The organism is Pseudomonas paracarnis, from assembly GCF_904063055.1.
In the GTDB taxonomy this organism is placed as follows: Bacteria; Pseudomonadota; Gammaproteobacteria; order Pseudomonadales; family Pseudomonadaceae; genus Aquipseudomonas; species Aquipseudomonas paracarnis.
This window is the reverse complement of record NZ_CAJFCN010000003.1, coordinates 122,660-148,230: the sequence shown is the minus strand read 5'-3', so window position 1 is coordinate 148,230 and position 25,571 is coordinate 122,660. Positions and strand designations below refer to the sequence as shown.

Sequence of the window (25,571 nt, the reverse complement as noted above, 5' to 3'; positions counted from 1 at the left end):
ATGTCTTCGTATAAAAACCATGAGGCCTCGCACTCTTGACATACGAACAAGCAAGTGTCGTTAGCTATAATTCTAACCTTGACAACTTCTCCCTGCACACACCTTGGACACAGCATATAAAATTTCTCTAATTAACAGGATAGGCGGTAATAACCTTATTGGTCCCAGGACGAACAATAATTTTAATACTTGTTTCTCCCGTAGTACCAATCGGTCGGCCCATTGGGACAACATATGCCCCCGGATCACCTGACACGGGACTACCTTTCTTGCGCCATGCCTCATCGACAGCGCCTAAAATTTCTTTTCTGTCCATACTAAATACGCTATGCGTTGTCTTGGCCGGATTCGGCTCCGCGTGCTCTAAAACATGCAAAACTCTGTTCCCTTGGACTGATCCTTGTCCATAGTCTAAACCTGCTGGAGTTGTCCAAGTCCGGGTGGCCTTGTCAAACGTTAGCTCTACTGCACCACCTGTCGCTTTTGCACCGCTCTCCTCACTGTACATGTTTCCCGGATCAAGTCGATGCTCCGGCGTCACATACTTACCATCGTCCTGTCGCCCATCCAGCTGCGTCCCACCGGTATGAACCGTCGGAGCAACCACACTGCCATCACCAAACCCGCCACTGCTCGGATGCACGGCAATGTCCGTGAGGATCGGATTGACCAGACTTCGATTGCTAGGATCAAGCAGGTGGATCGGGAATGCCGTACCAACAATCACATCCCAGATCAGTATGCTGCTTTTCATGCTTTGCGCAGCATTCTCTCCAGTTTTGGCTGCTGCCTCAACCATGGAGTTTGCCGCAATACGCAAGTTTTCCTGAGTGGTTGGGTTAGCTGCAACTAACGCGCCTCCTATGGCTGTGATGCCCGCCATAGCGAGAGGTATCGCCGGTAAGAAGTTATTTTCTCCATGACCGCTTTTATTCAAGCTCGTTAGCAACGTCAACACTTGCTGAGCTTTTTGCGGGTCGTCTCCTGCTATCTGAGTGATCTTATCTGCCAGTGCTTGAGTTTCAGGAGAGTGGTCGTTATTTGTGATATTGCCAAGCACTCGGTTGACGATAGCGGACCGTTCGTCTACGTGGCGACTACCTAGCTGCCTAAAAGCAGCCTTGCCTTCCATCATGCGGCCAACCCAATCAGGGTTTGTGCCTTGCGCAATCTCCGAACCAGCGCCGAGCAGGTCCACCATCTGGAAAATCGTCTCTTCGGTTCTGTCACCTAACTTGGCGGCGTCGGTTTTCCATTGTTCTAATGTTGCCTTTGGGGATGTCACCGCTTTCAACGAAGAGTCAGTTACATACAGATCCGTACGTTTTTCCTGGTCCTTGGTAACTTCGTAAGCCTTATCAACATCGCGATTGAGCCCCGTCACTGCAGATGTAGCATCGCCCACATCCCGCACAACGATCTCACCCGCGCCCACTGTCGCGCGGACTGATTGCTCGCGGTCCTTATCGTACTTCCAGCCAGTAACACTCCACCCCGTCTGCCCCGTCTTGCCTTTACCGACCTGGCTCGGATCCTGGGTAGTGCTTTCACCGTTTTTATAGGTGCCACCGACGTTCAAGTAATACCCGTGCTCTTTATCTTCTCCAGAGATGTCTCTGAACCCCAGCGTGCCGGTGTCCAGTTTCAAGTTGCCATTGTCCGAAGCGATTAAAGCGCCATCGAGTTGTGTGTGCTTCTCCGTACGGATATCCAGCTTGTCGCTGGCGGTGATCCGCGTCTGGTCTTCGACCCAATTGGTTTTTCCAGAGGTCTGACCGTAACCAACCGAACCGCTGACACCGGCGCCCGGCCCGATGGTGACGGTGACACTTACATCAAATTCTTTGCCTTTGACTTTGCCGGTGTCTGGGACAGAAGAAACATTCAGGTCACCGCCGACCCGGCCAATGACTATATCTCCCCGTAAGTCGGCACCTGCGACCTGGGTATCGCGGCCGCTCTCGAAGCCCAAACGATCTGCAGCATAGAGATAGGCATCCTGTTGACGCTGCCCTTCCCGGTCCAGGTTCCCTTTGCCCATGCTGACGCTGGCATAAACGCCGACCCCCTCATTACCAAAGGTAAACCCGACTTCGCCACCACCACTGTTTCTATTACTGTCGCTTGAACTGTCGTTCTGCGCAGCACGGATGCTCAAGTCGTTTCCTGCCTTGAGATCGATGTCGCGACCAGCCTTGGCTTGCGTACCTACCAGGCTCAGGTCATTGCTCGCGTTCAGGTTAATATCGCGCCCGGCCTGAGCTGTCGTGACGGTAGAAGTACCGTTACTACCCTTCTCACTAGCAACGCCATGGCTCCCACCTACGCCTAACTTTATGCCACCACTGGTACCGCCATGGATGCCACCCCAGCTCTGACTCTCACTGTCATTTTGGTTAATGCTGCCCTTCGCTACATCAAGCGAAACATCCCGACCTTTGATGTTGATATCACGGCTGGCATTCAACTGGCCGCCGCTGATGGCCACATCATTCCCGGCGACCAAGTTGAGATCTTTACCGGCCTTCAGGGTCGATGAGCGATTGGTCTCTTCAATCAGCTGCGTGCTGGTGCTGTGCTTGCTATTGCCGAATTTTACGTCCCCAGTAGGACCAGCAAGGAATTGGCCGACTGCATCAACACCTTTCAGCGTACTGGAGCCCTTGCTGATGTTGTCCTCTCCCTTCCCGGCCCCGCTCACCGCATCCTTGGTGTTGCCATAGTTGTGGTTGATAGCCACACTCAACCCGTTACGCTCCGTCTCCCGCTGCTGCTCCATCAGCAAACGCTCACGCGCCGCATCGATGTTGATATCCCGCCCGGCCGTCAGCTCAGCATCATTGGCAGCCGATATATCCGACCCACGCTGGTTGATATCGCGCTTGGCATTGATCGCCAAATCTTGCCCTGCATTGATCTGGCTGGCGGCTGCTGTTTGCTGCTCAAGTCTATTTTTCTCTGCACTTTTATCAGCGCCCACAAACAAGGTCACACCATTGGCGTCACTCGATACGCCAATACCGGTCTGTTTGCTTTTTTGCCAATCGCGCTCACTGGTACTGCTTTGGGCCGCAAGTACATTGACATCGCGCCCCGCATTGAGACTGACATCACGCCCGGCGCTGACCCCACTGCCCACCAAGTTAATATCTCGCTCGGCGTGCAAGTTCGCATCACGATCCGCGGACACCTGGCTCCCCACGCTGGTGCTGCTTTGGGCTTCCTGACCAGCTTTTTTGGCCGAGGAGATCGCAATAAACCCACCGGAGATCGTGCCGGTTTTCTTCTCGTATTTTTCACTACGGCTATAGGCGGTGTCGTTAGCAGAGACGAGGTTGATATCGCCCGTTTCCTTGACCAGTCCAGACCTCAACTCGACATCATTTTCTGCACTTATCTCACTGGCCCGCACCCGTACATCATTACCCGCCGCCACCACAACATCATTGCCCGCCTCCAACTCACTGCCCACTTGGCTGGCAGTGGTCTTCAACTGGCTCTTGCCGCTTTTGGACAGCCCCAGGAATCCAGACTTGGTCTTCTTGCTGTAAGAGCCATGCTCCTCGACACCCGACAGCACCGCGATGTCACCGGTGGCACCCAGCAACATGTCGACACCCGCCTTCAACTGGCTGCCGATCACGGTGACGTCACGCCCGCCGTCGATGCTCATCCCGCCATCAGTCTTCTTGGTGGCATTGATGGTCAGGTCTTTGCCGGCTTCGACGACCGAGGCCACGTTGGTGCTGTCGTAACTTTCCCGCTGCTGGCTTTTGCTACGACCGAACGAGCCCTTGCTCTTTTTCGAGTAGAACGAAGCGTCTTCGTCCAGGGCCGAGAGGATGCTCACATCGCGCTGTGCATCGAGGGCCACGTTGCCGCCGCCGGCGATTCGGCTGGCGGTGAATTCCAGGTCTTTACCGGCATTGAGCGACACGTCGCCGCCGGCCGTCAGCACGCTGGAAACCTGACTGATGTGGTCCTTGGACTGGGTGACCTTCTTGGACTTGCTGGAGGAATGCTGTTCGTCGGCAGCCGACGAAATACTCAGGTTCTCAGTCGTCGTGATGCTCAAGTCGCGCTTGGCGTCGATACGGCTGGCAATGGCGCTGAAGTCTCGCCCTGCCGATACCTTGAGGTCGCGGCCGGCCTCCACACTGGCGCCGTTTTGCGTCACGGTTTCGGTGCGCAGGCGGCTGCCCAGATCCAAACCATTGCGTTGCTCAACGGCATCGATGTGCACATCGCGGCCAGCGACCAATGTGGTGTCACGCCCGCTTTGCAGCACGCCACCGGTATTGGCGATGTCACGGCCTGCATTCATCGTCAGGTCATTAGCTGCCTCGATGCGTGACGCACTGTCGAGATAGTCGCGGCGCTCAGCGGTACCGTTGCCGGTACGGGTTACTGCACGGTCGTTGATCACATCACCCTTGATCGCCGTCAGCGTGACATCGCGTCCGGCGATGATGCCGCCGGACTTGTTGACGATGTTGTTACCCGCCAGCAGGTCGAGGCGGTTGCCGGCTTCGATCAAGCCGCTGTTGATCAGGTCATTGCCCGCTTTGGCGGACAGGTTGTTGGTGGCACGCAGGGTCCCGGCGTTCTCCAGGTTTTCGCCGGCGATCAGGTTAAGGTCGTTGCCTGCGATCAATGCGCCATTGGGTGCAAGACGATTGTCGGCCTGGGCCATGTACAGCACCGGCACCAGCACCTTTTCACCGTTCACTTCGTGCTGTTCGAGCCAGACGATGTCATGGGTCAGCGCCGCGACCTGTTGCGAGGTCAAGGTAACGCCCACTGCCAGGTTCAGTTGCTGCTTGCTCTGGATCGCATTGTCCATCAGGTACTTGAACAGCTTTTCGTCGGTGTTCTGGCCGTCGATAAAACGCTGCCCTGTGCGCGCTTGCACGGCCTGCTGGATCAAGCGTTGCTCATAGAGCCCGTCGCCCAGGCGCTTGGCACTTTCGTCCGGGTTGTAACCCAGCCCTGCGAGCAAGTAGTCGGAGCTCATGAACTGCTTGAGGTCCGTGAGCACCGGGTTGGTTTCGATCAGGTATTTATGTGGTTGCGACTTTGGCGCGGTAGGCGTGAAGCCTTGCACGCGGTTGATGGTCTGGCTGGCGACCGGAGTGGTTTGCGCCAGCGCATTGACCGGCTGCGCAATCACGTCTGCGGTCTGAGTGGGGCTGCTACCCGCACCTTGTGCGACGGGTGTGCTCACTACGGGCTGCACGCCTGGCATAACCGGCGTCACGCCAGGGATATTCAACGTCGGCCGAGCGGGTTCGCCCGGTGTGGCGACCTGAATGTGGGTCTCTCTTTGGGTCAGCGCCAGGTCTGGCTGATCCGTCGGCCCTGTGACCTTAGCCACTGGCGTTGAACCGCTAGACGGATCTTGGGCGTTGATACCGTCGCCCCGGGCGATTTCACCTGGGGTGATCTGGCTGGGCGTCCAGCCACTGCCGTTGGCCACATCGCCGGCCCCGGCAACGTTAAGCGTTCTGGTGGTGGCGGTGGCACCACTGACCTGACGTGCAGTGAAGTCCACCTGACGAGTAGCTGCGCCCTGTTGAGTGACGCTTTTGAAATCGAAGGTGCGCGTTTCAAGCGCCGGCTGTGCATCCTGGCGTTGAGCCAGGCCGAGTGTCGCACCGCCCATGGTCCAGCTTTGTGGGCCACTGGTGGCTTGCGTGGCCTGGGTATCCTCACCCGCCCGGCTGCTGAGGCGGAACAGACCGTGGGTGCCGGTGGGTAAAGTGAACCCGCGTAGCGTCAAGGGGTTGACTTGTTGTTGGGCCAAGTCCGGTGGCAGCTGCGCATTCAAGTCGATTGCAACAACAGCATTATTGACTGGACGAGTGGCATCAAACCCACGTCCGGAACCTGTCGATATCGGCTGGCCCTCTTGGATGACACTGTTGACCAGATTCTTGCTGGCATTGATTTGAACCGCACCGCCAGCCTGAACGATGGCTTGGGCAGTGCCTGCACTGCCGGGCTTGGAGATCATCCGCTGATCGTAGAAATTGACTCCACTCAGAGTGGCCGGTAATGCCGACCTGGTGCCCGCGTTGTAGGCTGGCGCAGGAAACAGGGCTTGGAAATTGACATTGAAGGTCGTGTACGTTTTCCAACCAAACGTCAGGTTGGTTTGTCGCTGAGCCGTCCCCCCCATTCTTGTGTAGGGCGTCACCATCGACTCGTTCCAGTTTTGATCCCAGAAATGCAGGGTTCCCGCGCGTCTCGAACCGGAGCCTTGAAGCGTATAGGACGGATCATTCGCAGCGTTGTAATCCATGATCGAACGCCAGAAACGGGAGATATTCTTGTCTTCCTTGAGGTTAGGAAGGTCGAAAGACTTGAGAACCGAATACTTTCCTAATGTGGCGCCAACGTTACTGAAGTTTTCCAGCGCAGCACTGATATTGCCGGTGGCCGAAATAACCGAGGCAGAGTTCAACAGGCTACGTCCCTGAACATCCAGGTTCCTGCCGGACGAGATGCTTGCGGACACCGACTCCGCATCCACCTTGGATTCATATTCTTCCATCAATACCATGTGCCCGGCCCGTGCCGACGTGCCTCTCATCCCGATAGCGCCGGAAACCAATGTCGATGAAACATTGAAGAATTCTTTTTTGTTTTCTATCGCGCCCACATGGAGCGTCATATCGCCCGCGCTTTCCAGGTTGGCCGAAATATTGGTCAGGGTGCCCGCCCAATTGCCCTGTATATCCCGGGCGACAAAGAGTTTGCCCAGGCTGTAAACATCCGCGTTTTTATTGGTAAAACTCTCGGCCAGCAGCGACATGTCACCACCGCTGATGATCGCGCCGCGCTCGTTGAGCAAGGTCTGCGTGTCAATCAGCATGCCCTCACTGCTGCCAAGAGTGCCCGCGTTAGTCAGCGCTCCAGCACTGATCGCCAAATTGCCCATGGCGCTGATACGGCCCGAGTTAGTCATTTGGCCTGCGACGCTGATGGTAGCCCCCCGGCCCCCCGTAATACTTGAAGCAGCATCAAGGTTTAACGAAGCGGCGCCGACGTTCAGGGTATCTACGCTGCTGATACGCCCACTGCCGCCGTAGGTCCCCGTTAGCCCCAGGCTGAGCGTGCCATCACTGGCAATCAACCCGTTATTCACCCAACTGCCACCCTTACCTTCCAGGTGCGTCGAAGCCAGCAACTGCCCGGTTTCCGTCTGGGTAAAGTGATTGACGTTGACGTTCAATCGCCCTGCCTGAATGACACTGGTGTTGGTCCAGGTATCCGCGTTCAGAGTCAGGCCACCACGAGTTACAACAGTGCCGCCCGCGCCGGTTACGTTGGGCAACGAGATGTCGAATGTGCCCTCACCCACATGCAGCAATTGGCCGCCGTTGTTCTGGAAGCTGGCGGCCGCCAGGGTCAGGTCCTGGTTGGCGGTTTCCACGGCGCCGTTACGGTTGTCGAACACGCTGCCGATCTGAAACTCTGTCTTGCCGGCGCGTCCCAGGGCGCGCAACTTGCCGCCCTGGTTATCGATGGCGTTGGCGGCCACGGTCAGGTTGTTGGTGCTTTCGATCAGGCCGTTGTGGTTGGTCAGTTGGCCATCGAGGCCAAGCGCGATCTGGTCACCGGCAATCTGGCCGGCGCTGTTTTCCAGGGCGCTGCCATTGATGCGCATCAGGCCCTTGGCATACAACGCGCCCTGCTGGTTATTGAGGGTGGCAACCGTCAGCCATGCATCGCTGGTTTGCGCGCCGAGATAGCCGCCCTGATTATCGAATTGACCGGCATTGAGTAGAAGGCGCTGGCCTTGAATCAAGCCGCCCTTGGGGCTGCCATTGAGGTCATGGCCATTGCGAAGCACTCCCACCACACCGGCTTCAATGGCGCCCTTGAGACTGGCGAGCACACCGCTACGGTTGTCGAGGTTCCCGGCCTTGAGGTGCACGTCACCGGTCTGGCTGATGATATTGCCGCCTTGGTTGTCGAGATCGCCATTGACCTCGACACGCAGGCCGTTCTGCCCCTGCAACTTGCCCTGCGCGTTCGTCAGGCCAAAGGCGTTGATGCGCAGGTCGCCGTCCTGGCTGTAGATCAAACCGTCAGCGTTGTTTTGAACGATGGCGCTGGCATCGATGGCCAGCGGACCTTTGGCCGCGACGGTGCCGCCTTGGCTGTTGTTCAGGCCGCCCATGGCCAATGACAGGCGTCCCTGGCTGGCCAGTTGGCCGCCTCGGTTATCCACCTCGATGGCGCGCTGGAGTACCAACGACCCAGTGCCTGCGATCTTGCCGTTGACGTTGCCAAGGTTGCCTTGCAGGTTGAGCACCAGATGGTCGTTACCCATCAGCGAGCCACCGGTGTTGAGCAAGTTGCCACCCAGGAAGTTCAGGTTGCGCAGGGCCGTGATATTACCGGCACTGTTGTCGAGGTCGGCCGCGCTCAGATCCAGCGTCGAGCCGCTGTCGATCAACCCACCTTGGGTGTTGTTCAATGCGCCAATCACGTTCAAGGTCTGCTGCGCGCCGCTGGAGATAACACCTTTGTTGCTGTTATCCAGGCTCGCGGCGCTGACACTCAACTGCCCTTGGCTGGCCAACGCCCCTTCGCCACTGTTGAGCAAGCTGCCACTGAGGCGCACGTCAAGGTCGCCGTTGCGACTGGACAGCGTGCCTTTGTCACGGTTATTCAAGTGAGTGCCGATCAGGTTGAGGCCCTGCCAACCCGATATCAGGCCGCCGCGGTTAACCACGTCGCCTGCATTGAGCGTGAGTAACTGTTGGCTGATAAGCGTGCCGGCGCTGTTGTCCAGGCTGCGCCCCGTCAAGCTAAGTGCATTTTGGCTGGACAGTTCGCCGCCCTGGTTTTGCAGGTCGCGTAGGCGTTTTAAGGTCAACGGGCCTTTGGCAAAGATCAGGCCCTTGCGGTTATCCAGATCACCGTTTGCCAAGTCGACGCTCAGGCGCTGCTCACCTATCAACCTGCCGCCACGCAAGGCCATGGACGTGAGCGTGAGGTCCATATCACCCTTGGCCGATACCTCGCCGGCGTCACTGGCGTCTAAACTCAGGGCATTGAGTTCCAGGCTGCCCTGGCTGTTGATCAGGCCTTTGGCGCTGTTGTCCACGGCCAACGCATTGAGCGTCAGCGCGCTGGTACCCAGCAGGCTGCCGCCCTGGTTATTGAAGTTGCCCGCGTTGACTGTCAATGCCTGCGCGGCGTTGATCAAACCTTGTTGCCCGTTGCTCAGCAGCCCAGTGCTGGTCAATTCAAGGCCACCACGGCTGGTGAGCGTACCGCCGCTGTTATCGACCACGGCCGCTTGCGCACTCAGGCTTGCACCTGCAACCAAACCCTTGATGTTAGTGAGTACCTGGTCGATACGCAGTGTCAGGCCCTGGTTGCTGAGCAGGCGACCACCGCTGTTATTCAGGTTGCGCGCCACGATATTGAAGGCCTGGCCACTGGAGATTTCACCGGCCTGGTTGTTCACACCATTGAGATGGTTGAGCACCAGCGGCCCGGTCGCGTTGATGAGGCCCTGCTGGTTGTTGAGCTGGCCATTGTTCAGGTCCAGGGTCAGGCCCGCGTTGCTGAACAGCTTGCCACCTTGTTGATCAAGCCCATCGACGCTGGCCGTCAGGGCCTGGGCACTGCCGATGTTGCCGGCGCTGTTGTTCAGTAGCCCAGCCTTCAGCTCCAAGGTGTCGCCACTGGTGAGACGGCCCCCAGTGTTATCCAGCGCGCCAGTGGTTACACTGACCGCCCCTTTGCCACTGAGCACGCCCTTCTGGTTCCCCAGGCTAGCGCTGCGCAGTTGCAGCGTGCTGTCAGTCACGAGCTCACCGCCCTCGTTGTCCAGAGCCCCCTGCGAACCCAGCACCAACGCGTCGGCGCTGGAAATCCGCCCCTGACGGTTGACTACGCTCGCCGCATCGACGCTCAGGCGCCCTTCACTGTTGAGCACGCCTTGAGTGTTATTCAGCTCCCCTTTCAGCTCAAGTTGCAGAAGCTGCTGGGCGAGCAGTTTGCCGTTGCTGTTGTCCAGGTCCTGAGCGCTCAGCATCAGCCGCTGAGTGTTGAGCTGGCCTTGGTTGCGATTAAGCAGCTGGGTGAGCGTAAGGTTCAAGGATTGCCCGGCCAGCACACGACCCGCATCGCTGTTATCCAAGGTGTGCCCTGTAACGGTCAGGTCGGCGTTGGTCGATAGTTCGCCACCACGGTTGTCGACCCGATCGACCAGCAGTTTCACCGCCTTATCGGCGCCAACCAGGCCTTTGCGGTTGTCCAGGACCGCACCACGCACATCCACGGCTGTGGTGCTGATGAGTTGACCGCCGCGGTTATCGACCTGATCGATATCAACCGTCACCAAGGCTTTGCCCGATACATCACCGTCACGGTTGTCGAGTCGAGCGGAAGACAGCCGCATGGCGCCGTCGGCAATCAGCGTTCCGCGCTGGTTATCCAGCGCCTGGGTGGCAGAGACGTCCATGACGCCACGACTGTTGAGCAAACCATCAGTGTTGTCCAAGCGAGCACTGTTGGCGTTGAGGGCGGCTGCGCTGATCGCACCTTTGGCGTTGCCCAAAGCGTCTTGAATCTGCAGGGTCAGGCCCTGGTTACTGATCAGCTTGCCACCGCCGTTATCCAGGTTGCGAGCCGCCAGCACGAAGGCTTGCTGGCTGGAAATTTCGCCGCGCTGGTTATTGATATCAGCCAGGTTTTTCAACATCAGCAGCGGACTATTGATCAGGCCACCCACGTTGCTCAGTTGGCCGTGGTTCAGGTCCAGGTCGAGCTGGGTGTTGCTGAACAGTTCACCGCCCTGTTGATTCAGGCCGTTGATCGCGGCGGTAAGATTTTTACTGCTGGCGATACGTCCGCTGTTGGCCACCTGGGTGGCTGCCAGGTCCAGGCGATCAGCGCTGGTGATACGGCCAGTGTTGTTCAGCGTGCCGGTGGCCAGGGTCAGCGCGCCACGGCTGTTGAGCAGGCCTTTGGGGCCGTTGTCCAGGCTCGCGCTGGTGAGCGTCAGGGCGGCATCGGTCTCCATGACGCCGCCCTGGTTGGTGATAGCACCGCTGGCAGCAAGTGTGAGCGCACCCGCCGAAGAGACGGCACCCGCGTCGTTGTTGAGCGTCGCGCTGCTCACCTGCAGGGTACCTTCGCTGCTGATTTTGCCCAGCTGGTTATCCAGCCGACCATCCAGTTCAGTGCCGGGAATGGCGACCAGCGACATGCTCAGCGATTGCTGGCCCGCGAAAGTGCCTTGGCCGTTATCCAGGCGCGCGCCGTTGAAGCGGTTGTCCCGGGCGAAAATCATCCCTTGGGCCTGGTTGATCACATGGGCCACGGCCAGTTCCAATGCGGTACCGGCGATCAGTTTGCCCGCGCTGTTATCCAGGTGCTGCGCCTTGAAGTCGATGCTGCTCTGGCTGGAAATCTCGCCCGCACGGTTATCAATGGCGTCGACCGTCAGTTTCAGCGCTTTTGTGGCGCCTACCAGGCCGCCATCGCGATTGTCCAGGGAGGCCCCGCTCAAGCTCAGCTCGTCCTGGGCAACCAGTTCACCGCCCTGTTGGGCCAGTACACCGATAGTTGCCTGTAGATCCGCCTGGCTGGCGATTCGGCCAGCCGCGTTTTGCACATTATCGGCAGTCAGTCGCAGGGGCCCTGCTGCACTCACCAGCCCCTTCTGATTACGCAATTGTTGTCCGGAGAAGCTCAGGGCCGCTTTGCTGCTGAGCGAACCTTGCTGATTGTCCAACTCACCCACATTGAGCTGAAGGTCCTTCTGGGCAAGGATCACACCACCACGGTTGTCGACGTTGGCGCTGTGCAGCGTCAACAGGTCCTGCCCGGTCAGCCGCCCTTCGCGGTTATCCAGACGACCGGCACGCAGTTCCATCGCGCCTTTGGCCAACACTTGCCCTTTGGCCTGATTGTCCAGTAACCCATCAATCGTGGCCTTGAGTTGGCCGTCGCTGCCCAGTTTCCCGGCCTGGCGGTTATCCAGACTGGCGGCCTGCACGTTCAACGAGGTGCCGGCCCCGAGCGTGCCGGCCTGATTATTCAGCGCGCCCTTGACCTTCACATCCAGGCTGACATCACCGAGCACCTGCCCGGCAGTGTTATCCAAACTGGCCGCCTTCAGCTGCGTGTGGCCTGCGCTGACGATTTCGCCCTGGTCGTTAAGCAGGTCCTCATTGACCACCAGGCGCGCATCCAGAGCGCTGCTGACCTTGCCTTCACGGTTGTCCAGGCGCGAGGCACCCAGCTCGACACCAGCGGCTGAAATCAGCCCTTTGACGTTAAGCAACGCCTGTTCGATTTTGAGGGTCAAGCCTTGGTCGCTGAGTAAGTTGCCGCCGCTGTTGTCCAGGGTGTCGGCACGCAAGGCAAAGGCCTTGGCGCTGGAAATTTCACCGTTACGGTTGTCGACGCTTTTGAGGTTTTTGAGCAACAACTGCCCTGGCGCGTTGATAAAGCCATCGGCGTTATTCAAGTGCCCCTGGTTCATGTCCAGGGTCAGTTCGCTGTTGCTGTAAAACTCACCGGCTCCGCGCTGGTCAAGGCTGCTGAGGCTGGCGTTGAGCGCCTGGCCACTGGCGATACGGCCCTCGAAGCGGTTGTCTACGTCGGTCGCTGTCAGGTTGAGGCGATCAGCGCTGGTGACACGGCCTTGATGTTGGTTAAGCAATACGCCTGTGGTCAGTTGCAGTGCACCGTCAGCCACAATGCGCCCGTGGCTGTTGTCGACACTGCCTGCATTCACCGTCGCCGTATCAGCGCTGAGCACCTCGCCGTTCTGATTGGCGAGGGCATTGGCGGCGCTCAACAGTAACGCCCCGCCGCTGCTGATACGCCCGCCGTTGTTGCCAAAGCTGGCGCTGCGCAGTTGCAAGGCGGCGTCGCTGCGCATGACGCCTTGGCTGTTGTCAGCCTGCCCGGCCAGGGTCACGTCCAGGTTGCGTTTGGCGTAGACACTGCCTTGGGCGCTGTTATCCAGGCTGGTTGCCTTGAGGTTGACATCCTGCTGCGCAGAAATCAGGCCCTTGAGCTGGTTGTTCAGCCTGTCGAGCGTCAGCTGGAGCGTACTATTGGCCAGTACGCGACCGGCATTGCTGTTGTCCAGCTCACGGCCCATCATCGTCAGTTCGGTAACGCTGGAAACTTCACCCCCTCGGTTGTCCAGCTTGCCGATGGACAGGTTCATGGCTTTACCCGAATTGAGCAACCCCGCCTGACGGTTATCCAACTGATCGCCCGTGACCTGCAACTGCCCGACCGAGGTGATGCTGCCGCCGCGGTTATCCACACTCCCCACCACCAGGTGCGCGTCACCCTTGCTGGTCAGACGGCCCTTGGACTGGTTGTCCAGGCTGGCAGCATTGACCGTCAGCATCTGACCGGCAGCTAGCGTGCCTTTGTCATTGTTGACCGCGCCGTGGCTGGTCAAGGTCAAGCGGTTATCGCCCTGGATGCGCCCTTGACTGTTGTTCAGCGCAGCCACTTCGACTGTCGAGTGCTGACCCAGCAATTCACCGTTGCGGTTGTCCAGCACACCTTCTACGCCGAGGTTCAGGTCGGAAACGGCACTCAGTTTGCCGCCCTGGTTGTCCAGGCTGGCGCTGCTGACCTGCAAGGCTGCCGCGGAAATCAGGCCACGGGTGTTATCCAGTGCCTGGGCGATTCGCAGGGTCAAGGCTTGTTGGCTGAGTAACTTGCCGTCCGCTGTGTTCAAGGCGGTTGCCGCCAGCTCAAAGGCGTGGGCGCTGGAAATTTCACCGCCCTGGTTATCAACGCTGCCCAGTTGCTTGAGCAGCAATTGCCCCGGCGCGTTGATCAAACCACCGTTATTGTTTAGGTAACCACCTTGCATATCCAGGCTTACATCGGCTTGGCTTGCGACATGCCCGTTACGGCTGTTGTCCAGTGCAGTAACGGTCATCCCCAACTGAGTGGCACTGCGCAGTTCTCCGCCTTGGTTGCTCAGGTTGCCCGTTGCAATCTTCAGCTCGCCAGCACTCGATAGCGTTGCGTCATCGTTGGTTAAACCACCGGCATTGATGGTCAGGCGAGCATCGCTGCGCAGCGTGCCTTGGGCGTTGTTCAACTGACCGCCAACATCGACGCCCAGTTGGTGTTTGGCGTACAGGCTACCGCCCGCGCGGTTATCGATGCCTTGTGCACTAATCTGTACCTGCTCAGCGGCAATACGACCGTTGAGCGAGTTGTTCAAGTCAGCAACGTTCACCTGCAAGTCAGTGCCGGCGCTCACCAGCCCCGCTTGGTTGAGCATATTCGCGGCTATACGCGCCGTCAGCGACGCATCGCTGGTCAGGGTGCCCTGACGGTTATCCAGGCTGGCGCTGTTGACGGTCACGCTTTGCCCGGCGGCCAATGTGCCGGCCTGGTTGCTGATCGCGCCACCCGCTTGGAGCACCAGCGTTCCATCACCCTGCACCAGGCCCTGGTCGTTATTGAGCGTCCCAACCCCAAGCACCAGGTGCTTGCCTAGCACCTTCGCGCTGCGGTTATCCAGCTCGCCATCGACTTGCAGGTTGAGGCCCTCCACCGCAGCGAGTCGACCGGCCTGGTTAATCAGTGTGCCCGCACGTACCTCCAGGGCCTTGGCGGTTAACCCACCTTTGGTATTGTCCAGGGCGCGGGCAATGCGCACGCTCAAGGCTTGCTCGCTGAGCAACTTGCCGGCGCTGTTATTGAGTTGATCCGCATTCAGATCGAAGGCTTGGGTGCTGGAGATTTCGCCGCCCTGGTTATCGACGCTGTTCAGTTGAGTCAGCAACAACTGGCCTGGGGAGTTGATCAAGCCGCCTTGGTTGTTGAGGTGACCCCGATTGAGGTTCAGGCTCAAATCGCCTTGGCTGAAGAGTTGGCCGCCATTGCTGTTGTCCAGGTGACCTACGGTCAACTGTGCGCCTGAATCGGCACTGAAACTTCCGCTTTGATTGGCGAGCAAACCACCCACCCGGGCGTTAAGCCGATCACGGCTGTGAACTCGACCGCGTTGGTCGTTGAGCAAACTGGCAACGTCAATATCCAGGCCGCTGGCTGCAATCTGACCGGCACCATTGTTCAGTGCCTGGGCGATACGCAAGCCCAAGGCTTGATCACTGAGCAGCTTGCCGGCGCGGTTGTCGAGGCTGTTCGCCGCGACGCTAAACCCACGGGCACTGGAAATCTCGCCACTGCGGTTGTCGACGCTATTGAGATTATTCAGCGCCAGCTGGCCACTGGCATTGATCAAACCTGCATCGTGGTTGTCGAGGTGGCCGTTGCTCAGGTCCAGGGTTAGGTCGCTATTGCTGTAAATGCGCCCTTGGTCATGCTGGTCGAGGCTGGTGACACGGGCATTGAGAGCCTTGGCGCTGTAGATTGATCCACCTTGGCTGTTATTGACCGGGCCGGCCGCCAGTTCAAGGGCGCCACCACTGGCGAGCACGCCATGTTGTTGGTTATTGAAGTTCCCGGCATTGACCTGTGCAGCGGCCCCCGATTCGATGCGGCCCTGCTGCTGATTATCCAACGTGCCGGCGATATTCAGCCCCAGCTCGCCCTGGCTGGTGAGGATGCCTGACTGGCTATTGTCCAGTTGCCCCGCGTTGACCCGCACCATCTGCCCGGCCACCAGGCGACCGTTTTGATTGTTCACCGCCGCGCTGGCAGTCAAGCGCAGCGCCTGGCCCGCAGATATCAGGCCGGCGACGTTGTCCAGGCTGTCGACCTGCAAGGTGACGTCAGCAAGGCTTGAGAGCTCGCCCTTGCGATTGACCAACTGCCCGATGCGGCCACTGAGCCCTCGGTCGCCCACCACCAGGCCTGCGTCAGTATTGAGCAACTGCCCGGCATTGAGCTCAAGGCGTGAGGCGCTCAACACGCGGCCTTGCTGTTGGTTATCCAGTTCTTCGGTCGTCACCTTCAGCTGGTTTTGCGCGCTAAGGGTGCCGCCGCGGTTGTCGAGAGTGCCATCCACATTCACGGCTAGGTCACGACTGGCGATGACGGTCTTGCCGTTGTTATTCAACTGGGCGGCAGTGACGTGGATATCGCCCTGAGCATTGCGCGTCCGATCAGCGTTGACACCCGCTTCGATGACGCCGTTGTTGGTCAACACCCCACCGCTTTGCAGCGCCACGCGATCACGCGCAGCCAGGCTTTTTTGATTGAGCAAGCCGCCTTGCGTCTTCATCTCAAGCACACTGCCCGCCGCGACCACGCCCTGGGCTTCAACGCTGCGGGCCTTTACGTCAATGGCGCCGGCCGCCGTTGTCTGGCCCATGACCACATGGCCACCGGCATCGATCTGAATATCACCGCCAGCGACCATGTCCCCCGACAACTTCACGCCGACACCCGCCTCGGTCCCCACCAGCTTGACTGCGCCCACATACATGCCGCCCAGCGCCGACGAGTCAATCGCCAGATCCGGCGCCTGGCTGCCATCCGCTGCCCGCGCCGTGGCATTCAGGGTGCGAGCGTCGACGTCGTTACGACCGGCGACGATGGTGAGTTTTTTCGCCTGGATCTGCGCATTGATGGTGGCGGCGCGGGTGATGATTTCGAACTGATCGACGTTGCTGGCATTCAGGCCGGCGCCTTCGATAGCCACACTGCCCTGGTCCACTTGGTAACGATTGATCTGGCCGTTTTCAATCACGGCTTTACCGGTGGTGAGCGTCGCTTGCGGGGTGTTGATAAAGCCGCAACCGTTACAGCTGATGCCATACGGGTTGGCAACGATCACATGGGCCGACTGCCCGGCCACTTCGGTGTAGCCGCGCAGTTGGCTGGGGCTGCCGCCGTTGACTTCGTTGAGAATGATATTGGCCGCGGTGCCGTGGAGGTTGGGGTTGCCGACAATGATGCCGCCCAGTTGGGTGGACTGGGTACGGTCGGTGGCGTTATTGAGGATGACCCCGTTGGCGCCAACGTTGTAGTCATGAAATTGGTTGTGCGAGAGGCCGTTGGCGTTCGGCGTGGCGATGTTGACGATGGGCACGCCATTGCCCGCTTGTCCGAGCGAAGTACCTGGAGCATTCACCACAATGCCGTCTGCCTGGGCCAGCAACGGGTGCCAGAACATGGCGTTGGCCAGAATCAATGCCAACCCACGTTTAGGCAGCCCCAGGAAATGGGCGCGGCTTTTTACGGCAGCAGAAGGCTGGCGCGCGAGGAATGCGTACTGGCGAACGTCCATGTCATGTCTCGAAGCCCGAAGGCGGTCAAAAATTTAAAGGAAAAAGTCCAGACGGAAATAGATCGGCGCTTCACGGTCCGTGATCGCTTCCGGTCGTTCCAAAGAGTGTGCAAAGGTCACGCTGGCCGCGACGTTCTTGCCGCGCGCAAACAACTCCACCGAGTTGCTGCTCATGCGCCCATGCTGCTCGGCGTTGTAGCGGCCATGGCTGATGACGCCCTGGTCGTAGCCCAGGCTGGTGCCGTATTCAGTGAGCACCGGCTGCATCCAGGCCCAAGTCACCGGCCGACTCCAGCGCAGGTCGTTGCGCCAGTAGCCGCCGCTGTCGCCGGCAAGCATTTGGTCTTTGTAGCCACGAATCGACGACTGCCCGCCGAGGCTCATGCGCTGTGGGCTGAACAACACGTCTTCGCTGTGCTGACCGGTCATCAAACTGCTGAAGCTGAGGGACTCACCCCACAGTTTGAATGGATACAGATAGCTCACCGTGGCGGTGTACTTGCGGTAGCGCGCATCCGGCTGCCCAGGCTTTGGATCGTGATTGGCCTGGGCATCGAATGCGCCGATGCCGTTTTGCATGCCAAGGTCAATGTTGAGGAATGAACCGCCGATACGCCGACCATGGTTGATACCCACTTGCGCTTCGCTGAGGCGGTTGCTGCTCAAGGCAAGCTTGCTGTCTTCAATGAAATTATTGGTACGAAGATAGGCGATGCCAGTGTTCAGAGATGTTTTGCTCAACGCATCACGATGGATAACCCGCTCCAGGCGCAACTGGTGATTCTGACTGTCGCCGGTCTGCTTGAACTTGAAGTGGTTGGCCTCGGCCTGGGAGCGGTACTCACTTTCGATGTAGCTGTACGAGAGGTTCCACCAACCGAACGGCAGGCTGTAACTGAGCATCGAATTGCGCGAGGTTTTCTGGTGATCGCTGACGGCATCGTGGCCGCCACGTAGCGAAAGCTGGTCGGCCAGGCCCAACGGATTGTCCCAATCAAGGCTGGCGCCCCACTGCTGCTCACCGGTGCTGCGCTGGCCGCCGTTGTGCCGCGACAGGCCAACACGCCAGGGCTTTTGCGAGGTGTTTTTGACCAGTACATCACTGCCCCCCACGGCCTTGCCCGGCGCCAATTCCATCTGCGCCTGGTTCGACGGCAAGCGGTTCAACTGATCGACCATCTGCTCGATTTCGCGCAGATTGAGCAGTTCGCCCTGCTTGCCGGGGAAGCTCATGGTCAATTGACGGTCAGTGATTCCGCTGCCTTCGGCAGCCTTCAGGCTCTCCAGCTTACCTTCGACCACTTGGATCTTGAGATTGCCGCTGGAAAGGTCTTGCAGCAGCAAATACGCGCGACTGGTGACCAGGCCTTTGGCCAGATAACGGTCGGTGATCACCTTGAGCACTGCGTTGAGTTGCGGCACACCAAGACATTGGCCGAGGTAGGGCTTGATCAGATGAGCTCGCTCACCTTCAGTCAGCGCATCCGCGCCGCCCAGCTCGATGGTTTTGATCGGGAAGCAGCGGGTGTCGACAGGTGTTGCCGAGGTTGCCGGCGCTTCGGCTTTACCCGGCAAGTCTTTGAGCTCCTCAAGGCGCCGTTGCTGCTCTTCGAGCAGGCGGTCCTGGCGGTCACGGATCAGGTCGGTGATGCCGGGGGCGTTCTGCGGCGTGGCCGCTTGCGCCCATCCGGAGGTGCCCAGGCAAAAAAAAGCGGACAGCAGGCTTAACCTGGTCCGACGCGGTAAACGCCACACTGTATAGATCCCTCTATATGGCTTTATGCCATCCAATGTGGCGATGATAAGATGTCATTTTGATGGCGTCAATTAACAGTGCAAACTCGTTCAACCCTTCACGCAGAGCGGCTCAGGCGTGAAAATGAAGAGTTTTTGCCCGTTTGAGTCCGACCGCTAGGCACTGATGCTGCGTGTGGTACCGAGCCATTGCGTCAAACAGCAGGCCATAAAAAACCCCACAGCTTCGGGGAGCCTGTGAGGTTTTACCTTCCGTTTCGCAGGTGTCGCATCACACCACGCTGATCATCTCTGCACTCAACTGCGCCGCATTGAACCCCACCAAGGTGACACTGCTGTCCCCCGCCAGAATTACGCTGTCACTGCCATGCTGGGTAGTGGCACCGAGCACGGCATCGGCGCTGGCAAACAGCGACTTGGCGAACACCAGCAGGTCCTGCCCATTCTGGTGAATGTTGAAGTCGCTGATCACGTCGTGGCCAAACACGCGTTGATCGAAAACAAACAGGTCGCTGCCCACGCCACCGCTGAGTTGGTCATTACCCAACCCGCCGATCAGGACGTCATTGCCGCTGGCGCCATACAGCGCGTCGTTACCCGTGCCGCCCAGCAGTGTGTCGTTGCCGTCGCCGCCGTGCAGCAGGTCGTTGCCGGCGCCACCGTCGAGCCGGTCATTGCCGTTCTGGCCGAATATCAGGTCGCGCACGGCGGTGCCTTTGAGGGTGTCGGCCAATTGGCTGCCTTCGATGGATCTGGCATACGCCTTATCGGCGCCGAACAGGCCTTCGAAGTCGAGTTTGCCACTGGTCACCGTATAGGCCGGCGTGAGGACCTCGCCAATGCCACCGAAGAGCCCGCCGAACACGGGCACCTGGCCGAGGCTATTGGCCAGGCCGGTTTCGAACTCCACATGCTCTACAGCGTGAAATTCCTTGAGGCCATATTGGCCGCTGCTGTCGTTTAGAAACAACGTGCCATCGCTGAGTTTCACCGCTTCGTAGGAAGATGCAGTGCCTTTGAGGAAGACTTTGTCGTTGCCTTCACCGCCGGCGACAATATCGGTACCGGTACTCACGCGGAAACTGTCGTCACCCTTGAACCCGTCGAGGAAGTCATCGCTGCGCCCGTCCTGCAGCTTGTCCGAACTGTCGGTGCCCAGCAGGAAGGCCGGTGTGCCGTAATGGTTGGAGGTGGCGGTCTGTTTGTCGCTGACCCAGGTAAAGCTGCGGCTGATGGCGTCGAGATTGCTGATGATGATGGAGCTGTCGCGTTCGATGTAATCGTAGAAGGTCGATTGGGCGATACGCTGGATAGGGTTGATGAAAATGCCTTCCAGATGCGCGGCCCAGCCTGACAGGTTGGCAATCGAGAACGGACCATTGGGCCAGGTTGGCAGCGCGTAGATCGTGTCGAACAGCACGATGTTGTCAGTCGTCGAAGTGTAACTGGCGTCACTGCCTTGAAGCGCATCGATAATGGCGCTGCCCACGTTGGTCTCTTGCCCCGTGAGGCGGTGGACCACATCGTTTTCAAAACCGAAGTTGAAGATTCCGTCGCTGTTGCTGGACTTGGGCGACTCCATGCCAAAGTAGTCCGAATCCTTGAAAAAACCGTCTGCCAAAGTGTCCTTGCCGATATACATGCTGTTGGTGACAGAACCACCCTGGCTGTAGCCGGTTACCAGAACATCTTTGCCGCTCAGGTTGTGGTCGGTGGCGTAATCCTTGATTGAATTGAGCAGGTAGTCGTAGCCGTTGATATAAGAGTTATCGATCATCGCCGGCCAACCCAGCAGATCAATGGGTGAGTTAGTACCGGCAATGGAAAAACCCATTTTGACTAATTGGCCGCTGTCATCGTATTGACCAAACACCCTGGCCTGGGAGCCGAACACGCCGTCACCGGTAAAACTTCCAGTGATGTCGATGTGGCTGCTATCCACCTGCAGTTCGCTCGCGCCGATCTCACGCCAGCCCTTGGGCAGCGCGAAAGTGTTGCCCTCGCCCAGCACAAGCCCCGGAATGTTGTAGAGCGCGCCGACGGTCGCTACACCACTGGTGTAGGTGGCGAGGGTCCAGGCATCTGAAATCAGGACGCGGGCATCTTGCCCCTTGTAATCGAATATAGCCATGTCAGTACTCCTTGAGCCCAGCGATCAACACCGAAAGTCAACGGTAATACCTGATGCGTCGGGCTAAACAATATGCATTGAAGTTGTTGTTGTGCATTCTGTTCAGGCTGCTTCGTTGCTTAATATCGAGGTTGACCATTAAGGAAGCTCGTCAACACTAGCCTAGAAGTGCCGCGTTAAAGTGACCGACTATCGGATGATAAGGGTATGTACTTAGGGAGATAGACGACAAAAGCGCCATAAGCGCTGTTTGACGAACACGAGGTGAAGTTCTGTGTTGTTCGTGACTGGCGAGTCAAAGAAAATCAAACCCTTATAGCAAGTTGTGAACTGCAATAAGTGCTCAAGAAGATCAGGTTTCTCTGGAACTCAGGAAGAATAAACCTCAGCACCTTGGCATACAGGCTGCTTGAACCTGGGTAATTGCTGCCGGGCCAGTTGCGCCTGCACGCCCGCGACCGCTTCAAGCACTCGTTGTGCCCAGTGCTCATCCTGCGGGTCGACCACCACCACGCGAAAGCCGTGGTCGTTGCCTTCAAGGCGCACGCCCTCGGAATCATCCACGTGCAAATCAATGTCGAAGGCCGGCGGAAATTTCGAGGGGGTGTTCGACAGCCCATGCACCGTGAGGGCGTGGTTATGCCGCTCGCTATTGACTACGCCGTCGACACGAATGCCGTACAGCATCAGCCAACGCCTGATGTAGGAAGGCGCCCTTCCCGATGAGGTATAGACCCAGATACTGCAACCCTGGCGCCGCAGCTGCCGCGTCAGCGAACGAGTGCCGATACGCAGCGGCTCTCCCCACCAACGATGAGCACAAGCCGGTAGCCAGCTGCTCTCGACGTCAGCGTGGTGGAGCTGGCAAGCCAATGTGTCGTCGATATCAAAGGAGATGCGTACGCGCGGGCGCTTGGCGGCACGCGTGAGAAGCGCCTGCTGGATGGCTTGCACGGCTCGGCTGGCGAGTGTTGGATACCGGCGCATTAATGGCCTCCCTGATAAATAGGCTGTGGTGCGTCGTTCAAGAAAAACGCCTTGGGATCCGGCGCCTGTTCCTCCAGGAAGGCGGCGTACTTTTTCTTGATCTTGGGCAATTCATACAACGCCTTGACCCCATGTTTGGCCGAGTTGCGGATTACCGAGGAAGGATTGAAGTAACCCTCGGCATTTTCCAGCGTCAGCACGAACGGTGGCAACCCGGCCCGCATCAGCAGATAACTGACGATCAGCGAACCACTGCGGTTGTTGCCTTCGATGAACAACTGCGGCTTGCTGAGGATGCGCACATACACACCGGCCGCACGCTTCCACACCGATTCACTGCGATACGCGCAGTACCAATTGAACAAGTCCTTGATACCGCCTTCAACGTTGTTGAAGAAGTGCTCCTCGGTGGCGGCCAGGTGCTGCGCGTATTCCACGCGGCGCGCCGGGTCGCTACCGCAGAGCACCGTGGCGTTGATCTCCAGCATCAGGTCCAGATGATGAAGGTCAAACAGGTCAACGCCCCGTGCGACATAGTCGTCAACCAGCGCATAGCCTTCAAGCACGTTGTGCAGCACTTCGTCGGTCAAGGGGTCGCGCGGCTCGGTAAATTGCGTGCTGAGCTCGGCAAAGCGGCTCTGCACTTTGCGGAGCGCGCGTTCAATCGCTGACAAATCAAGACGATGCGTTGCAGACATTGGCAATCCTGGGCTGACGGTGGCGCACCTGTGGTTTCTATCGAACATGGAGTTACTCAGCTGAACTTGCCACTGATGTAATCCTCGGTCATCTGTTCACGCGGGCTGCCAAAAATCTGCGCGGTCGGGCCCATTTCCACCAGGTAGCCGGTACGCGTGCCCTGGGAAATATCCACCGAGAAAAACGCCGTGGTGTCCGCCACGCGAATGGCCTGCTGCATGTTGTGGGTGACCAGGGCGATGGTGTAATCCTTCTTCAGTTCCACCATCAGCTCCTCTACCCGGCGAGTCGCAATCGGGTCGAGTGCCGAGCACGGCTCATCGAGCAACAGCACTTCCGGCTCGGTGGCGATAGCGCGGGCAATACACAGCCGTTGCTGCTGGCCGCCGGAGAGCGACAGGCCGCTGACCTTGAGCTTGTCCTTGACTTCATCCCACAGCGCAGCGCCTTGCAGGGCGTGCTTGACGCGATCGCCCAAGTCGCCTTTGTAGCGGTTCAGGCGCAGGCCGAAGGCGACGTTGTCGAAGATGCTCATGGAAAACGGGTTCGGCTGCTGGAACACCATGCCGATGTAACGGCGCACCACCACCGGGTCTACACCCTTGCCGTACACGTCCTGCCCCAGGAAGTGCACATGGCCCTCGAAGCGAAAGCCTTTCACCAGGTCGTTCATGCGGTTGAGGCTGCGCAGTACCGTACTTTTGCCGCAGCCGGACGGGCCGATGAACCCGGTGATCTTGTTTTTTTCGATCGGCACATGGCTGTCACGCACTGCCATGAAGTTGCCGTAGAAAATCCTGTCCAGCTTGCAGTCCATGACCACAGGCGATTGGGTAACAAACGGAGCGGCTATTTGCGCAGTTGAGACGTTCAAGATTCAGATGCTCCCGTTCTTAATACTTAGGCTTGCCGAAGATACGGCTCACAATATTCACGACCAGCACGATCATCACCAACACCAATGAAGCCGCCCAGGCGAGCTCCAGCTGGTTGTCGAAGGGCATGCCGGAAAAGTTGTAGATCAGCACGGCAAGGGAGGCTGTGGGGTTCATCACCGCCAGGTCGCCGTCGTGGTAGATCCAGTAGTTGCTGAACAGCGCGGTGAACAACAACGGCGCGGTTTCGCCTGCGGCACGAGCCACAGCAAGCATTACGCCGGTGAGGATCGCCGGCAGGCCGGTCGGCAAGATGATCTTCCAGATCACCTGCGAGCGGGTGCACCCCATGCCGTAGGCAGCGTCCTTCATGATCTTGGGCACCATGCGCATCGACTCTTCAGCCGTCAGCACCACGATGGGCAGCATCAGTACCGCCAGGGCTACGCCGCCTGCCGGTGCCGAGTAGGTGCCGGTGGTCATCACCACCAAGGCATAGGCAAACACGCCGGCCAGGATCGAAGGCAAGCCGGTGAGCATCTTGGCGGCAAAGCGTGCAGCGTTGGCCAATTTGCTGTCCGGCCCCAGTTCGGCCAGGAAGATCGCGGCCATGATGCCGACCGGCACCGCAATCGCCGCAGCGATACCGACCATCACAAAGGTGCCTGCCATGGCGTTGCCGAAACCGCCGCCCGTCTCGAAGCCGGTGGGCGGCAGTTCGGTGAACACCTCCAGGCTCAGGCGTGCGCCGCCACGGGTGATCAGCATGTAGAGCACGGAAATCAGCGGCACACTGGCCAGCAGCGCGCCAAACCATACCAATGTGGTCAACACCAGGCTGCGCAAGGCGCGGCCTTCGAACTTGCGCTGCAAGCTCGGTACAGCGGTGATAGGGGATGTGAGATTCGTCATCATCGGTTACCCCGTTGGGCGTAGAGCATGATCATGGAACCGATGACATTCACCAGCAGCGTGATGAACATCAAGACGAGAGCGGCGTACATCAATACCTCCACCTCGTTGGGCCCGGCTTCGGGGAAGTTCAGCGCCAACAAGGCTGCCAACGTATTGGCCGGCGCGAACAGCGACAGGGAAATGTTGTTGGCGTTGCCCACCAGCATCGCCAGCGCCATGGTTTCGCCCAGCGCACGGCCGAGGCCAAGTACCAGGGAGCCAAAAATACCGGTGGCGGCGGATGGCACCATCACCTTGAGAATCGCCTCCCAATGGGTGGTGCCCATGCCGTAGGCGGCCTGCTTGGTCTTCATCGGCACGCTGGTGAGCGCGTCCTGGGACACGGCGGCAATCGTCGGCAGAATCATGATGGCCAACACCAGCGCCGCCGGCAGCAACCCCGGCCCGCTCAAGGACGTGCCGAAAAACGGGATCCAACCCAGTTCGCTGTTCAACCAGGTGGTCAGTGGCCGAATGGCCGGGATCACCACGTAGATGCCCCACAGGCCGTACACTACGCTGGGGATGGCAGCGAGCAGTTCAACGATGGTGCGAAACACAGCGGCCAGCTTGGCCGGCAGAAAATCCTGAGTCAGGAAAATCGCCATGCTGACACCGAAAAAGCCTGCAATCAGCAGCGCGATGAAAGCGCTGTAGAGCGTGCCCCAAATGGCCGGCAAGATCCCGTACTTGCCCTGATTAACGTCCCAGACGCTGCCAAAAAGCACATCGAACCCGTGCTTTTCCATGCCCGGCAAGGCCTTGCGTCCCACCTCGAAGACCAAGGCTGCGACCAACGCCAGAATCAGTACCACCCCGATTCGCGCGAGCCCACGGAAGGTGCGATCGACCAGGAAGTCTTTGGCCGAGGGAGGTTGGCAAGCAGAATCCCGGTTAACCGGTACGACGAAAGGTTTGTTCATTGGCTAATTCCGGAACAGGGGGGAAACGCCCC

The 25,571-nt window shown here is 58.8% G+C and carries 8 protein-coding genes; all 8 read right to left on the bottom strand.

All coding sequences use genetic code 11. From position 1 onward, the window contains the following. Positions 1 to 127 precede the first annotated feature (127 nt). Positions 128 to 17,215 carry a hemagglutinin repeat-containing protein gene (locus JMV15_RS07905; RefSeq protein WP_201491333.1) on the bottom strand — a complete coding sequence of 5,696 codons (17,088 nt, stop codon included), beginning with the start codon at positions 17,213 to 17,215 and terminating at the stop codon, positions 128 to 130. A gap of 33 nt (positions 17,216 to 17,248) precedes the next feature. After that, entirely contained in the window at positions 17,249 to 18,970 is a 1,722-nt protein-coding gene (locus JMV15_RS07900; RefSeq protein ID WP_014718559.1) for a ShlB/FhaC/HecB family hemolysin secretion/activation protein, read from the bottom strand. A gap of 271 nt (positions 18,971 to 19,241) precedes the next feature. Continuing rightward, positions 19,242 to 21,101, bottom strand: coding sequence for a calcium-binding protein (locus tag JMV15_RS07895; RefSeq protein ID WP_038450250.1), 1,860 nt, complete (start codon positions 21,099 to 21,101; stop codon positions 19,242 to 19,244). Between the two features lie 369 nt (positions 21,102 to 21,470). Continuing rightward, a complete protein-coding gene (locus JMV15_RS07890; RefSeq protein ID WP_020302730.1) occupies positions 21,471 to 22,088 on the bottom strand; it encodes a hypothetical protein in 618 nt (205 codons plus the stop codon). Beyond that, positions 22,088 to 22,786 (bottom strand): hypothetical protein, encoded by a 699-nt coding sequence (locus JMV15_RS07885; protein WP_019817111.1) that lies wholly within the window; start codon positions 22,784 to 22,786, stop codon positions 22,088 to 22,090. Before JMV15_RS07885 ends, JMV15_RS07890 begins: the two co-directional genes overlap by 1 nt. A 56-nt stretch (positions 22,787 to 22,842) precedes the next feature. After that, the gene (gene pstB, locus JMV15_RS07880; protein ID WP_019817112.1) at positions 22,843 to 23,604 is read right to left on the bottom strand and encodes a phosphate ABC transporter ATP-binding protein PstB; all 762 of its coding nucleotides are present in this window, start codon (positions 23,602 to 23,604) and stop codon (positions 22,843 to 22,845) included. A 76-nt stretch (positions 23,605 to 23,680) separates the two neighbouring features. After that, positions 23,681 to 24,574 carry a phosphate ABC transporter permease PstA gene (pstA, locus tag JMV15_RS07875; RefSeq protein ID WP_014718563.1) on the bottom strand — a complete coding sequence of 298 codons (894 nt, stop codon included), beginning with the start codon at positions 24,572 to 24,574 and terminating at the stop codon, positions 23,681 to 23,683. Beyond that, positions 24,574 to 25,539, bottom strand: a complete 966-nt coding sequence (gene pstC / locus JMV15_RS07870) for a phosphate ABC transporter permease subunit PstC (RefSeq protein ID WP_003191517.1) — start codon at positions 25,537 to 25,539, stop codon at positions 24,574 to 24,576. The genes pstA and pstC overlap by 1 nt, the downstream gene beginning before the upstream one ends. Between the last annotated feature and the right edge of the window lie 32 nt (positions 25,540 to 25,571).